11 protein-coding genes are annotated in these 13,059 nt (G+C 39.7%); 3 read left to right on the forward strand and 8 right to left on the reverse strand.

Translation table 11 applies throughout. From position 1 onward, the window contains the following. Positions 1 to 749 precede the first annotated feature (749 nt). On the reverse strand, positions 750 to 1,934 hold the full coding sequence (locus AC3II9_RS08230) for a DHH family phosphoesterase (protein ID WP_489154717.1): 1,185 nt from the start codon (positions 1,932 to 1,934) through the stop codon (positions 750 to 752). 294 nt (positions 1,935 to 2,228) lie between these two features. Between AC3II9_RS08230 and AC3II9_RS08235 the strand changes: the two genes are divergently transcribed. Further along, the gene (locus AC3II9_RS08235; RefSeq protein ID WP_489154719.1) at positions 2,229 to 2,990 is read left to right on the forward strand and encodes a glucose 1-dehydrogenase; all 762 of its coding nucleotides are present in this window, start codon (positions 2,229 to 2,231) and stop codon (positions 2,988 to 2,990) included. A gap of 120 nt (positions 2,991 to 3,110) precedes the next feature. Here AC3II9_RS08235 and AC3II9_RS08240 read toward each other — a convergent pair whose 3' ends face one another. From AC3II9_RS08240 to AC3II9_RS08265, 6 genes are all read right to left on the reverse strand, one after another. Continuing rightward, positions 3,111 to 3,497, reverse strand: a complete 387-nt coding sequence (locus AC3II9_RS08240) for an OsmC family protein (protein WP_489154721.1) — start codon at positions 3,495 to 3,497, stop codon at positions 3,111 to 3,113. Continuing rightward, positions 3,485 to 4,474 (reverse strand): ABC transporter ATP-binding protein, encoded by a 990-nt coding sequence (locus tag AC3II9_RS08245; protein WP_489154723.1) that lies wholly within the window; start codon positions 4,472 to 4,474, stop codon positions 3,485 to 3,487. The genes AC3II9_RS08240 and AC3II9_RS08245 overlap by 13 nt, the downstream gene beginning before the upstream one ends. Then, positions 4,474 to 5,460, reverse strand: coding sequence for an ABC transporter ATP-binding protein (locus AC3II9_RS08250; RefSeq protein ID WP_489154725.1), 987 nt, complete (start codon positions 5,458 to 5,460; stop codon positions 4,474 to 4,476). The genes AC3II9_RS08245 and AC3II9_RS08250 overlap by 1 nt, the downstream gene beginning before the upstream one ends. 1 nt (position 5,461) lies before the next feature. Next, positions 5,462 to 6,397: an ABC transporter permease gene (locus tag AC3II9_RS08255; protein WP_489154726.1), complete on the reverse strand. Its 936-nt coding sequence runs from the start codon at positions 6,395 to 6,397 to the stop codon at positions 5,462 to 5,464. A gap of 13 nt (positions 6,398 to 6,410) precedes the next feature. After that, the gene (locus AC3II9_RS08260; RefSeq protein WP_489154728.1) at positions 6,411 to 7,361 is read right to left on the reverse strand and encodes an ABC transporter permease; all 951 of its coding nucleotides are present in this window, start codon (positions 7,359 to 7,361) and stop codon (positions 6,411 to 6,413) included. Between the two features lie 67 nt (positions 7,362 to 7,428). Continuing rightward, positions 7,429 to 9,015 (reverse strand): ABC transporter substrate-binding protein, encoded by a 1,587-nt coding sequence (locus AC3II9_RS08265; RefSeq protein ID WP_489154729.1) that lies wholly within the window; start codon positions 9,013 to 9,015, stop codon positions 7,429 to 7,431. Between the two features lie 465 nt (positions 9,016 to 9,480). Here AC3II9_RS08265 and AC3II9_RS08270 point away from each other — a divergent pair, with 465 nt between their 5' ends. Together AC3II9_RS08270 and AC3II9_RS08275 are read left to right on the forward strand one after the other, a co-directional pair. Further along, complete coding sequence (locus tag AC3II9_RS08270) at positions 9,481 to 9,618, forward strand: DUF3953 domain-containing protein (protein WP_489154911.1); 138 nt, start codon at positions 9,481 to 9,483, stop codon at positions 9,616 to 9,618. A gap of 16 nt (positions 9,619 to 9,634) precedes the next feature. After that, the gene (locus AC3II9_RS08275; RefSeq protein WP_489154731.1) at positions 9,635 to 9,844 is read left to right on the forward strand and encodes a DUF6366 family protein; all 210 of its coding nucleotides are present in this window, start codon (positions 9,635 to 9,637) and stop codon (positions 9,842 to 9,844) included. 51 nt (positions 9,845 to 9,895) lie between these two features. Here the strand turns inward: AC3II9_RS08275 and AC3II9_RS08280 are convergent, their stop codons facing one another. Then, positions 9,896 to 12,985: an efflux RND transporter permease subunit gene (locus AC3II9_RS08280; protein ID WP_489154732.1), complete on the reverse strand. Its 3,090-nt coding sequence runs from the start codon at positions 12,983 to 12,985 to the stop codon at positions 9,896 to 9,898. Between the last annotated feature and the right edge of the window lie 74 nt (positions 12,986 to 13,059).

Consider the following 13,059-nt stretch of genomic DNA (forward strand, 5'->3'; position numbering starts at 1 on the left):
ATAATTTTTTAAAAATAAGAATCAAGAAATTGGGTTAGTCTAAGCTCTTGAAAAAATCGATTTATGAAATTGATTCATTTGAATTCTTTATAATTTCATCTCTAATCCTATCTACAACTGCAAGGATGTCATTATATACATTTGCATCCACTTTGATAACAGGTATATCTCCTGCATCATTGACAAAGCGATTAATTATAAGTGGGTTCACATCAGGCATTTAAACTAGATTTCATTAACTAACATTTACCATTTAAGGTTGGTAATTACATAAAATAGACCCATTATGTTATCGTTGGGTAATTTCATCTTTAACGACAAAAAAATATACTAATATAGCAGTACAACAGCATCTAAAATAATACCCCAACACAATAAACACTAACAAAAATTACATAAAAAGTAAATTTATAAAGCTAATTATTTATTAAGAAATGCAATAACATTGGTGGATTGAAACTTACTTCAAACAAGTGAAAGGCTACCTCGACTTTCAAGTTGCTTAATTTCACCGTGAACGCGTATTCATCGCTATTAATTGTTTATGTAATGCGCCTACTTATTTTATTGACGTATTACATCAGGTTGCTTTTTCAACTGTCTTTCATTATATGAGAATCGACCAATTCATAAAAAAGAACGTATCAAATTCAAAATCCCACTGAAAGGCTTATTGTCTTTTCAGTGGGACTCTCTTCATGAACTTAAAATAACAAATCAGGAACTTTCAAAGCATGTTTTACTCATTCTCAATGCCAACTACTTTTCACTTCACTCATCAAAAATTCTACAAACTCATCATCTCTTACTAACCACGCTTTTTCGTGTCTTTTTAAAAGCTGTTCTGCTTCATCAAAGCTGGTGAAGGCTTGTTCCATTTTTGTTTTATTTTTTTCGATAGCCCAGTTGCTACCATTGATCGGGGAAAGTAAAAAAATATCCTCGTTTCGATTTTTATATAATGAACCGAACGAAGCGTATTTTAAGTTATAGCGGTTTCGCTTCGCATCTTCTGGAATTGCATCTAGATGAAATGTGCCTGTGACAAATTGCTGATACGCTTCATCATTAAGTGTACAGCCTGCTGCTTTTTGATGTCCCCCACCGCCGTATTTACCGGCGATTTCCGATACATCCACATGATCGTGAATCGTACGGAAGGCGATTCGTTTACTCCCTATATTGACGATCGCAATATAATCGAGATGGGCATGCTCTTTGCTTAGTTCATTTCCTAACTCGGAATGATACGATTCCGCATACACGATACCAGCAAAGTACCCATCTACCTCACTCTGTACGATTTCTCTCTTTTTCCGGCGGATATAGCGCTCTATGCGGTCTTCTTCCATATTCAATAATTTCTTTTCAAATTCATCGAAATCAAAGTGTTCCTTTGTTCGCAACCGTTCAATCATCGTTTCCTCAAATTCATCAATCGACACCAAAAAGAATAATGAATTGAGCAGATGTGCTTGGTGGTTATCGTTTTTCTCCCATTCCCACGTATCATATTGTCTTACTAATTCCACAAATTCTGTTATCACGTCTGTTGCTTTTAAGTAGTTGTGCTTAACGAGATAGTCGTAAAATAAGGAAGTGGCTGATGTTAACCGCCCTTCCTCATCTTCTACGACGACTTCTCCCCAGCCGTATTCATTCAAGTGTAAAGCGGTTTTATGATGATCCAGCAATTGAATATTCCCTTTTGCCCTATACGCTTCACTTAATCGTTTCTCATTTTCTTCATTTGGCGATAAATCCGTAATAAATAAATACGTATGCGGGTGTTCTTTTTCTAAGTAAAATTCAATTTCTCGGTCAAGTGATGAGATCGAATTGTAGCGTACCTTTACTTGCTTCCCAAAAGCAAGCTTTGCTAAAATACCACAGCTCACCCCGTCTAAATCGTTATGGGATAATAATTTATACATACGCTTCACCTCCACACGTAGTATGGTTAAAAAGTGTAAAATCATTATTCATTTTTACAAATCGTAAAAGCGCTATAGAAAGCTATGACGTTCTATAGACATTATTCATTTAGTGTAAAATCCCCTACTTTAATGACCGTATGTGTATGGTTTATTTCGTAAAGATATTGCAGTTGCTTGTAATTCAGGACATTGAAAATGGCATTTTATTTAACGTCTGGAGCAGGTTTTTGAATTATGTAATCCAGCCATTTATACTACGATATAATACAGTTTATGGAAGGGGATATGGATATGGGACGTTTAGACAATAAAGTAGCGATTATTACAGGTGGAGCAAACGGCATCGGTAAAGCGATCGCTACACGTTATGCACAAGAAGGAGCAAAAATTGCAATCGCGGATTTCAATGAAGAAGCATTACATAATGCCGTCGAAAATTTTAAAAATGAAGGCTATGAGGCATTTGGGGTACGTGTGAATGTAGCGGTAGAAGAAGATGTACAACGTATGGTAGATGACACAGTCGCTCATTTTGGTCGTGTGGATATTTTAGTCAACTGTGCTGGGGTACTCGATAATATGCAAGCAGCGCATAACGTAGAAGACGTGATTTGGAATCGTGTCATGGACATTAATGTTGGTGGCGTGATGCGCGGTATGCGTAAAGTATTACCGTTATTTACAGCGCAAGGGAGCGGAGTGATTGTTAACTTAGCATCGATTGCAGGTTTAACAGGCGGTCGCGGCGGTCTAACGTATACAGCAGCAAAACACGCCGTAGCCGGTATGACAAAAAATGTAGCTTCTCACTACGGTGCGCAAGGCGTGCGCTGTAATGCCATCGGACCAGCGCAAGTGGAAACGGGCTTAACACAATCAATGGAAGGCTATGATATGTTCGGGCTGCAGCAATCTACGCGAGGTGTTCAATTAATGAACCGCGCTGCTCAACCAGAAGAAATTGCGAATATCGCCTTATTTTTAGCAAGCGATGAATCTTCTTATATTAACGGTGTTGTACTAGCCGCAGATGCGGGTTGGAGCGCTTATTAAAGAAAATCCGGAAAAAGCGTGTGCTTTTTCCGGATTTTTTTTGGGGGGGTACCCGGTACTTCCCCGGTACTATGGTGGTACTTTCCCGGCACTTCCCCGGTACAAAGACGGCACCAACTATTATTTCTCTACTACCGCCACATTCACTTCGCCGACAAGGGTGTTACTAATTGTACAGCCGCGTTCAATTACTTTTAACAGCTTCTTTTTATAGGCTTCTTCCAACGATGAAGGGAATACAACATCCACATGAAAATCCGTAAAGCGGTTTTCGACACCTGGTTGCTTCGATGCACGTACCTCAATCTCTACTTCATTTAAATTCGCTTCTATACCGTCTCGCTCTAATACTTTTTCAAGTGTGATCGAAAGGCAAAGTGCAACAGCCCCTTCCAGTAATTCTTTTGGGGATAATCCTTGCTGATCCGGTGCTTTACTACCGTTTAATTGTACGCCACTTGCATTGGCAATTTCATTTGTTCCTTCGTTCCATATTAATTTGACCATTGTTTTTCCTCCTCTGCATAATGGCAGGCCACTTTATGTTGCGGGCGAATTTCACGTAATACGGGTACTTCCTGACGGCACCGCTCTGTCGCAAACGGGCAACGTGTGTGAAATACGCAGCCGGACGGCGGGTTTAACGGAGATGGAATTTCTCCCTTCAACACAATCCGCTCCTGTTTTTTTCCGGTTGGGACGGCCGAGAACAGCGCCTTTGTATAAGGATGGAGTGTTTCAGTAAATAAATCATCTGTACAAGCTTCCTCTACGATTGTCCCTAAATACATAATGCCGATCCGATGTGAAATATAGCGTACAACACTAATATCATGTGTAATAAACAACATCGTTAATTGCATTTCTCGTTGTAATTCTTTTAAAATATTTAAAATTTGTGATTGAATCGATACATCGAGAGCAGATACGGGCTCATCACAAATCATTACTTTCGGATTCATAATCAGGGCACGTGCAATGCTTAAGCGTTGACGTTGCCCACCTGAAAACTCATGTGGATAGCGATAATAATGCTCCTTTTGCAATCCGACAATGTCTAAAATGCGAAACACTTTCTCTACCCGTTCTTCCTTATCGCCTAGCCCGTGAATAATCAGTGGCTCCTCTAATGTTTGACCAATTCGCTTTCTAGGATTGAGTGAAGAAAATGGATCTTGAAATACCAATTGCAACTCTTTTCGGAACTTACGCATTTCGCTTTTTGAAAGCTTTACTAAATCTTTTCCTTCATACAATACTTCCCCTGCTGTTGCCGAGGTTAAGCCTAAAATAGTGCGCCCTGTTGTACTTTTACCTGACCCAGACTCACCTACTAAGCCATATGTTTCGCCTTCATAAAGCGTAAGTGAAACATCCTTGACCGCATGAACAGTTTGTTTCACACCACCTAATTTACCGAACGGACCGTACACAGGGAACTGCTTTTGTAATGACTTTACTTCGATTAATGGCTTTTTCGTCATTATGCCCAGCCTCCTTTTTCGGTATCATATAACCAGCATTGAACACGTTGTTGATCGGCCATTTCAATGACTGGTGGTGCACTTTCACGACATAAATCCGTTGCAAACGGGCAACGTGTCGAGAAGCTACAGCCTTTTGGTACGTTTGTCAGTGGCGGTACTGTTCCTTCAATAACTTGAAGCGGTGCATGACGATCCCCATCTAATTCAGGCTTTGATTTTAATAATCCTTGTGTATAAGGATGTAACGGATTAGCAAATAGCTGCTCTGTTGTCGCTTCCTCAATAATTTGCCCTAAATACATGACCTTTACGCTTTGGCAAATTTCTGCTACGACACCTAAATCATGTGTAATGAATAGCACGCCCATCCCTAATTCTTTATTTAACTCCACGATTAAATCTAAAATTTGCGCTTGAATCGTAACATCTAATGCCGTGGTTGGTTCATCTGCAATTAACAACTTTGGACGACAGGCAAGCGCCATCGCAATCATCACACGCTGCTGCATGCCGCCTGATAATTCATGCGGGTATTCATCAATACGACGCTCTGGTGACGGGATGCCTGTTAAACGAAGTAAATCAATCGCTTTTTCTCGTGCTTCTTTTTTAGATAATTGTTGGTGGAGGCGTAATACTTCTATAATTTGATTGCCGATGGAATAAACGGGATTCAATGATGTTAACGGGTCTTGGAAAATGATTGAAATATCATTCCCGCGAATAGAACGTAGCTTTTTTAACGGCATCGACAATAGATTTTCTCCTTCAAAATAAACTGCTCCATCGTACTCTACCGGATCTGTGTGCTCTAATAAACGGATGAGGGATTGCGACATGACACTTTTTCCACAGCCGGATTCGCCGACAATCCCGATAATTTCTCCCTTTTCCACTGTAAAATTCACACCACGTACAGCTGTCACAAGGCCACGATCAGTATGAAAATGGGTTTGTAAATTTTCAACCTTTAATAACGTCATATTATTGGCCTCCCTTGACTGCTTGACGACGCTTACGTTTACGTGATGGAATGTTTTTCGTCCGAGGATCTAAGAAATCACGTAGTCCATCCCCTAATAAATTTAGCGATAACACAGCTAATACAATAAATACGCCTGGTACAATGACCATCCACCATGCTTTAAAGATTACAAGTTTACCTGCTTGTAAAATGTTACCCCAGCTCGGCTCCGGTGCTGGAATTCCTGCGCCTAAAAAGCTTAAAGCGGCTTCCGAAATAATTGCTTCGGCAAATACAAATGTCGCTTGCACAAGGAGTGGCGATAGTGTATTCGGCATAATATGTAGCCAAATAATGCGCGTGTTACTTGCCCCTTGTGCATGCATCGCTTCAATATATGTTTGCTCTTTTATCACGAGTGCCGATGAACGGACAACCCTTGCGATATTCGGCGTAAATACAACGACTAAGGCAATCACGACATTAATCGCAGATGCGCCTAATGCGGCCATTAACGTAATCGCAAGTAAAATACCAGGAATGGCAATGAGCCCGTCACAAATACGCATTAATACGTGGTCAAGCCACTTATAATAACTCGCATATAAGCCGATAATTAGACCAAATAAAGAGGATAAAAAGGCAACAATTAAACCAACCATTAATGATACACGTGCACCATAAACGATTCGTGTAAATAAATCGCGCCCAAATTCATCCGTACCGAACCAATTGTCCGTGCTTGGCTCTAATAAACGACTTGTTACTTTCATTTCATATGGATCTGCCGTTGTCAAATAAGGACCGATCAGTGCAAGCAATAAGAGAACGATAAAAATAAACCCGCCTACAAGTAATCCTTTATTGCTCGTGAATTTCTTCCAATTCAAGGCGCGTTGTTCTTTTTTAAACGCTTTGGATAGCTCCACCATTTGTTGTTTTGAATACGTAGTCATCTCTCTCACCTCATCACTTGCGATCTAAACGTACACGCGGATCCACAACACCATAGAGTAAATCAATTAGTAGGTTAATAAATACATAGAGAATTGTCACCATTAACACAACCCCTTGAATCACTGTATAATCGCGGCGTGTAATCGAATTAATAATTAATTGACCCAGTCCTGGAATGTTAAAAATCGTTTCGACAACGACCGCACCTGTTACAAGCGTCCCAAATGTTTGCCCAATCACTGTTAAAATGGGTAAAAAAGCATTGCGGAAAGCATGCTTCAGTAATACATTCCATTCTTGTAACCCTTTTGCACGCGCTGTTTTAATATAATTTAAATTTAATACATCGAGCATCGATGAACGTGTCATCCGTGTAATCAGAGCTGCTTGAATTGTTCCAAGTGAAATCGCTGGTAGCACTAAATACTTCAAATGTTCGATAAGCCCTTCTGATAAAGGTTCGTACCCTGCAATCGGCAACCATTGTAATTTCACACCAACAACTAGCATTAATAATAAGCCTAATAAAAAGCTCGGCACAGCCATCCCCAGTAGCGAGACACTCATCAATGTCGTATCGGTGAATGATCCTCGTTTATAGGCGGCGATCACCCCGAATGGAATCGCTAATATGAGCGCAATCACTTGCGCAAAAATCGCCAATGATAAGGTGGGCCCGATATGTTCTTGAATCGCTTCTGTTACAGGCTGTTTCATAAAAATAGAACTACCTAAATCGCCTTGAAAGACGCCACCGACCCATGATATATACTGCTCATGTAACGGACGATTATAGCCTAGCTCTTCATTTAACTGTTCGATTTGTGCAGGTGTCGCTTCCATGCCTAAAATCGTGGCAGCTGGATCCCCCGGTGTAATATGAATAATGATGAAAATCGCGACCGACACAACAAATAAAACAGGAATGGTAGAAAGTATTCGTTTTACTATATACGCTAACATTGAATCTCCTCACATTTAAAAAGGTAGAAAAGGAGAGCTAATAATCGCTCCCCTCATCATTCATTTATTATTCTGGTACTTTCGCATTCCATACAACTGGTGCTTCAAATAGCTCGAACCCTTCAATATCCTTATTGACTGCTACGACACCGTTATAATGACCTAACACTGTTGATGTTGCGTTTTCATACATATATTGTTGTACTTTTTCCCACTCTGCACGTGCTTCTTCCGGTGTTGCTGCACTGCGAATAGCGGCTAAACCGTTTGCTATATTGTCATCTTTTAAACCAGCCCAATCAGGTGTTACCGCTAATAATTGTGGTGGTGTAATTTGATATCCTGTACTTGCTAAGAACATATCCCACTTGCTTGTATCGCCCTTTGTTTCAAGGAATGTTGGGAAGTCGTAGTTATCCACACGTACATTCATGCCTAGCTGACGTAATTGCTCTTGAATGACTAATGTACCTGTATACATTTCGTTATAATCTTTCGTTGTTAACAGCACGATTTCTTCGCCGTTATAACCAGCTTCTTCAAGTAATTTCTTTGCTTTTTCAGCATTTGCTTGATTGTAATATTCTGCACCAGCCTCTGTTGTCCATTGCGTTTGACCTTCACTTAAGTAGCTTGGTGATAATGAATATAACTCTGGCTTCGCAAAAGCAGCTAACATAATTTCTTCATTATTTAATGCCGCTAAAATCGCTTCACGCACCTTTTTGTCTGCTAGTACACCTTCTGTTGTATTAAAGAATGCAGTTAACGTACCACCTGGGAACGTCTGTAATTCAACGTTCGGATCGGCATCTAATTGGTCATAGTTTTCAATCGGAATACTATCTGCCACGTCGTATTGACCTGTTTGCACACCCGCAATACGTGTCGCATGGTCCGTTACGAAATGATATGTCAGTTTTTCTGTTGGTGCCGAAATATCACCTGTAAAACCACTTGGCTCACCCGCATTTTCAACCGCTACATAGTCTTCGAATTTTGCTAATTGAATGTATTGATCTTGCTTCCATTCTACAAATTTGTATGGTCCTGTACCGATATATTCAGAGAAGCCTTCTGCTGTTGCCGTATCCACGATTTCTTTTGGCATAATCGATGGGAATTGTGCTTGAGACGCCATTAAAACCAATACATCGGATGTTGCCTGTTGTACATCCAGTTGAACTGTATATGGGTCTACTTCCGAGAAGTTTGCTCCTTGTAATAATGATTTTGCACGAGATGATGTCACTAACCAACGATTCATCGAAGCGACCACATCTTCTGCCACCATTTCCTCGCCGTTATGGAATTTTACCCCTTCACGTAGCTTAATTGTGTACGTTTTACCATCTTCACTTACTTCATACGATGCTGCTAACACAGGTACTGGATTATAGTTCGCATCTAATTGGAATAATTGTTGATAAATATTCCCCGCGATATCCAGTGCCACCGCTGATACCGTTTGTGCTGTATCTAATGTTGGTGGTTGCGCTGTAATCGCAATATTTAATTCATCTTTATAAACAACGTCTTCTTGTGATTGCTCTGTGTCATTTGTCTTTTCTGTTGCAGATTCGCCACCACATGCCGCTAAGCTAAGTGCTAAAAGAGCCGCTGCTAAAGGCGCTTGCCATTTTCGTAATTTCATCTAATAAATCCCCCTCTTTAATCCCTACAACTTTAATACGTTTTAATGAAATTAGTTTACTCATTTATTCCAACCAAGTCAATAAGAATTATTCTGAAAATGAAGAATTCGTCACAGTATGTGGAATACGCTAATTTCCATTCCGACTAACTCGCCTTCACTTCAATCAACTATCAAGTTCCTTTTAGTAACTTCCCATAAAAAAATCACGCTTATTATGTACTAAATTATTGATATTATCCACATATCTGATTTAAAGGGATTCTTAAAATGGTTTTTAATTACATATACCGTTTCTTTACGTACAATTGAACTAAGAATATTTCAATATTTAACCAATTAACAAACATTCTAGTTCAGGAGGAAGTCACTTTGTTGAAAATTTTACGGATCATATTTTCCATTATTACAATTACATTAGCGGCGTATGGATTGATAACAAAAAATTTCGAGTTTCAAGCATATATGATTTTATTTTTAGGCTTAACTATGTTCGTAATAAGCATCCAAGAATTCCAAAAGCGAGAAAAATTCACTAGTGGGTTATTGTTCATAGCCTTCTTGTTTTCGCTTTTTGTAGCGATTAAAAGTTTTCTATTGTGATGAGAGGTGAAGTAATATGAACGAAAAAGAAACACCAAAAGAAAAAAGAGAACGTTTACGACAAAGTGAATTACAAAAAAATCCTACTAGTTCCCTAAACGATGGATTAAATAGAGCCAGCAATGGAAGTTTACCTGATGTAACAGGTGGTATGGGGTGGAAAGGTACAGGGATATTAATCATCGTTTTATTCTTCGGTTACATTGTATACAAACTAATCTCTTAAATCCTGCATATCGATAGAAAACAGCAACAGGCTAAGCCTGTTGCTGTTTTATTAGTTTTCTTCTACTTCTTTACGATTTTTCTTAAGCATTTTTGATAGTACTTCATACACAATTGGTACAACTACTAATGTTAATAGTGTTGAAGATAATAGACCGCCAATTACAGTAATCGCAAGGTCTTTCGAAATAAGACCGCCGCCTGCGCCACCAAACGCCATTGGTAACATCGCACCGATTGTCGCAATCGCTGTCATTAAGATTGGACGAAGACGCGTTGCCCCCGCTTCCAGAATGGCCGCACGCATTGTTAAACCGTCGCGTTCCATATGAATAATACGGTCTACAAGTACGATGGCATTCGTGACAACGATACCAATTAACATCAGAAGCCCCATCATAACGGATACAGAAATCGTTTGCCCCGTTGCCCATAAGCCGACCCATGAACCAATGACCGTGAACGGTAATGAGAATAGGATGGCAAATGGCGCAAGCCCTTCACCGAATGTGACAACAAGGATAAAGTATACAATGGCAATCGCTGCAAGCATTGCGATACCTAGTTGTGTAAATGTTTCAGCCATGTCAGCTGCTACACCCGCAACACCTTTTGTAACTCCTTTTGGTAAATCAAGTGCATTCACCTTTTTATCGGCTGCAGCTGTTGCTTTCGAAATGTCATCATCGATGATTGTACCTGATACCGTTGTGAAATATTCACCTTTCGAACGAGATAAAGCATTTAGTGTTGTATTTTCTTCTACTTCTACGAGATCACCAATTTTCATTGTTGTCCCAAGAGCCGTTTGAATTTCAGTTGCTAATATATCATCTAACGATAGTGCCGCTGCTTTTGCCTCACGTTGCACGATGACATTAATAGCATTCCCGTCATGTTCAACGGTCGTTAACACTTCTTTTGTTGACGTTGTATTTAACGCCATCACAATTTGTGCGGTTGTTAAACCATATTGTAATACGTTTTGTTGCTCTACTTTTAATACATGCTCTACATATGCATCTTCAAAGTCCGATGTCACATCCTCTAAACCATCGACTTCTTTCAGCGCACCTTCTACTTGTTTTACTGCTGTCGCTAAATCATCTAAATCTTCACTATATAATGTATAGCTTACTTCATTTGATGACATCGACATCGCTGAGAAGTTTTGTGATTTCCATTCACCTGATTGCCCAATGTTGAATACATAGTCTTCTACTTCTTCACGTGCTGCTGGGAAGTCTTTCATGTCTGGATCAAAGATTAAGTACATTAATGCACCGCTTCCGCCGCCCCCCATCATTACCGCTGCAGGGTCAACATTTTCAGGATCATTAATCGATACTTGTAAAATATCAATATCATCACGTTTTAATAGTTCTTTTTCGACAACTTCAATATTCGCTGTCGTCTCTTCCATTAGCTCACCTGTGCCTGGTGTATACGTTAAATATACGACTTTTTCTTCTTGTGAACCCATGAAGCTAAAGCCAATTAACGGGGTTAACGCTAATGAACCGACTAACATCACAACTGCTACAATCGATGTAATCCATTTATGATTTAAACATTTTTCTAAGAAGTTACGGTAGGCTACTGCTAGTTTCCCTACTTCTTTATGCTGACTTTCTGATTTCTTACCGTATAATTTTTTACGGAATAAGAAGTGTGAAAGTGCTGGTACAATCGTAATTGCTACAACTAACGATGCACCTAATGCAAACGTCATCGTTAACGCGAATGGCATGAATAGTTCGCCAACCATCCCGCCTACGAAAATAAGTGGTGCGAATACCGCAACTGTTACTAACGTAGAAGACATAATTGGTTTGAACATTTCAATTGTCGCTTCACGAATTAAAGCACGACCTGTTAATTTTTCTTCTCTTAAGTGCATACGACGGTAAATATTTTCTACTACTACAATCGAGTCATCAATGACACGACCAATCGCAACCGTAATCGCACCGAGCGTCATAATATTTAACGTAATATCCATCCAGTTCAACAGCAGTAATGCCATAAAGATCGAGACTGGAATCGAAACAATTGAAATAATGGTTGATTTGAAATCACGTAAGAATAGTAAGATGATTAATACCGCAATGGCACCACCAAATACCGCTTTTTCAATCATCGTGAAAACAGAATCTTCAATTGGTGCCCCTTGGTCTAATGAAATATCTACTTTGAGACCATCGATTGCTTTTTCTTCTTCTTTCATTAACTCTTTCACTGCATTAACAACTGTGACCGTATTCGCCTCTTGCCCTTTGACGATTTGAATGGCAATGGCATCGTCACCGTTTGTACGAGAAACGGATTGTACTTTCCCTTCTACTTCAATTGTTGCAATATCACCTAAACGAACAAATGGTGAAGGCTGTGTTGCACTCGGTGTCACAGGAATTAATAATTCTTTTAATTCGTCCACCGATTTCACTTTCCCGTCAACAGAAACAGCCTGCTTCCCTACAGTGAAATCATATAAACCTAGCGATAGTGACATGTCGCTTGCTTGAATCATTTGTTTGACTGTATCTTCTGTTAAACCAAGTGCTTCCATTTTCGCTTGGTCATATGTGAAGGATACTTGCTCGATGTGCTGACCTGTAATCGTCGCAGATGCTACACCATCGATTTTTTCGATTTTCGGTAATAATAAATCTTCTACCGTTGATGTTAACTCAACAATATCTTCTTCCGTGCTACTTACTGATAACGCAACAACTGGCATCATGTTCACACTGATCGCCATAATTGTCGGTTCTTGCACCTCTTCTGGCAATGTGACATTATCCAGTGCTGACTCCAACTGGCGCTTTTTCTCATCCATGTCGATACCATATTCATACTCGACCTGTACTTGTGCCACATTGGATGAGGAAGTCGAATAGACCGCCTTGACATCTTCAAGACTCTCGATTGCCTTCTCAAACGGAATCGAGACTTCATCCATTACTTGCTCAGGCGTAGCGCCCGGATAGACCCCCATCACGATTAAATACGGAATCGAAATATCTGGAATCGACTCCATTTTCATTCGTGTACCTGAATAAATCCCCGAGACTGTCACAATGATTGTCAACAACCACACAGCCAGCTTATTTTTCAGGACAAAATTAACTAAACCCTTCACTATCGCACCTACCTTAGTTTGACTTTAATCATACATTTATTTATACTAATGACCAGTTGGTCAAAAGTCAATAA

This window comes from Lysinibacillus sp. RU7 (genome assembly GCF_057837305.1).

Bases quoted from the DNA above. Each gene is read 5' to 3' on its own strand.
- AC3II9_RS08235 (WP_489154719.1), top strand. From the start codon at position 2,229: ATGGGACGTTTAGACAATAAAGTAGCGATTATTACAGGTGGAGCAAAC.
- AC3II9_RS08255 (WP_489154726.1), bottom strand. From the start codon at position 6,397: ATGACTACGTATTCAAAACAACAAATGGTGGAGCTATCCAAAGCGTTT.
- AC3II9_RS08245 (WP_489154723.1), bottom strand. From the start codon at position 4,474: ATGACGAAAAAGCCATTAATCGAAGTAAAGTCATTACAAAAGCAGTTC.
- AC3II9_RS08250 (WP_489154725.1), bottom strand. From the start codon at position 5,460: ATGACGTTATTAAAGGTTGAAAATTTACAAACCCATTTTCATACTGAT.
- AC3II9_RS08265 (WP_489154729.1), bottom strand. From the start codon at position 9,015: ATGAAATTACGAAAATGGCAAGCGCCTTTAGCAGCGGCTCTTTTAGCA.
- AC3II9_RS08275 (WP_489154731.1), top strand. From the start codon at position 9,635: ATGAACGAAAAAGAAACACCAAAAGAAAAAAGAGAACGTTTACGACAA.
- AC3II9_RS08260 (WP_489154728.1), bottom strand. From the start codon at position 7,361: ATGTTAGCGTATATAGTAAAACGAATACTTTCTACCATTCCTGTTTTA.
- AC3II9_RS08230 (WP_489154717.1), bottom strand. From the start codon at position 1,934: ATGTATAAATTATTATCCCATAACGATTTAGACGGGGTGAGCTGTGGT.
- AC3II9_RS08240 (WP_489154721.1), bottom strand. From the start codon at position 3,497: ATGGTCAAATTAATATGGAACGAAGGAACAAATGAAATTGCCAATGCA.
- AC3II9_RS08270 (WP_489154911.1), top strand. From the start codon at position 9,481: ATGATTTTATTTTTAGGCTTAACTATGTTCGTAATAAGCATCCAAGAA.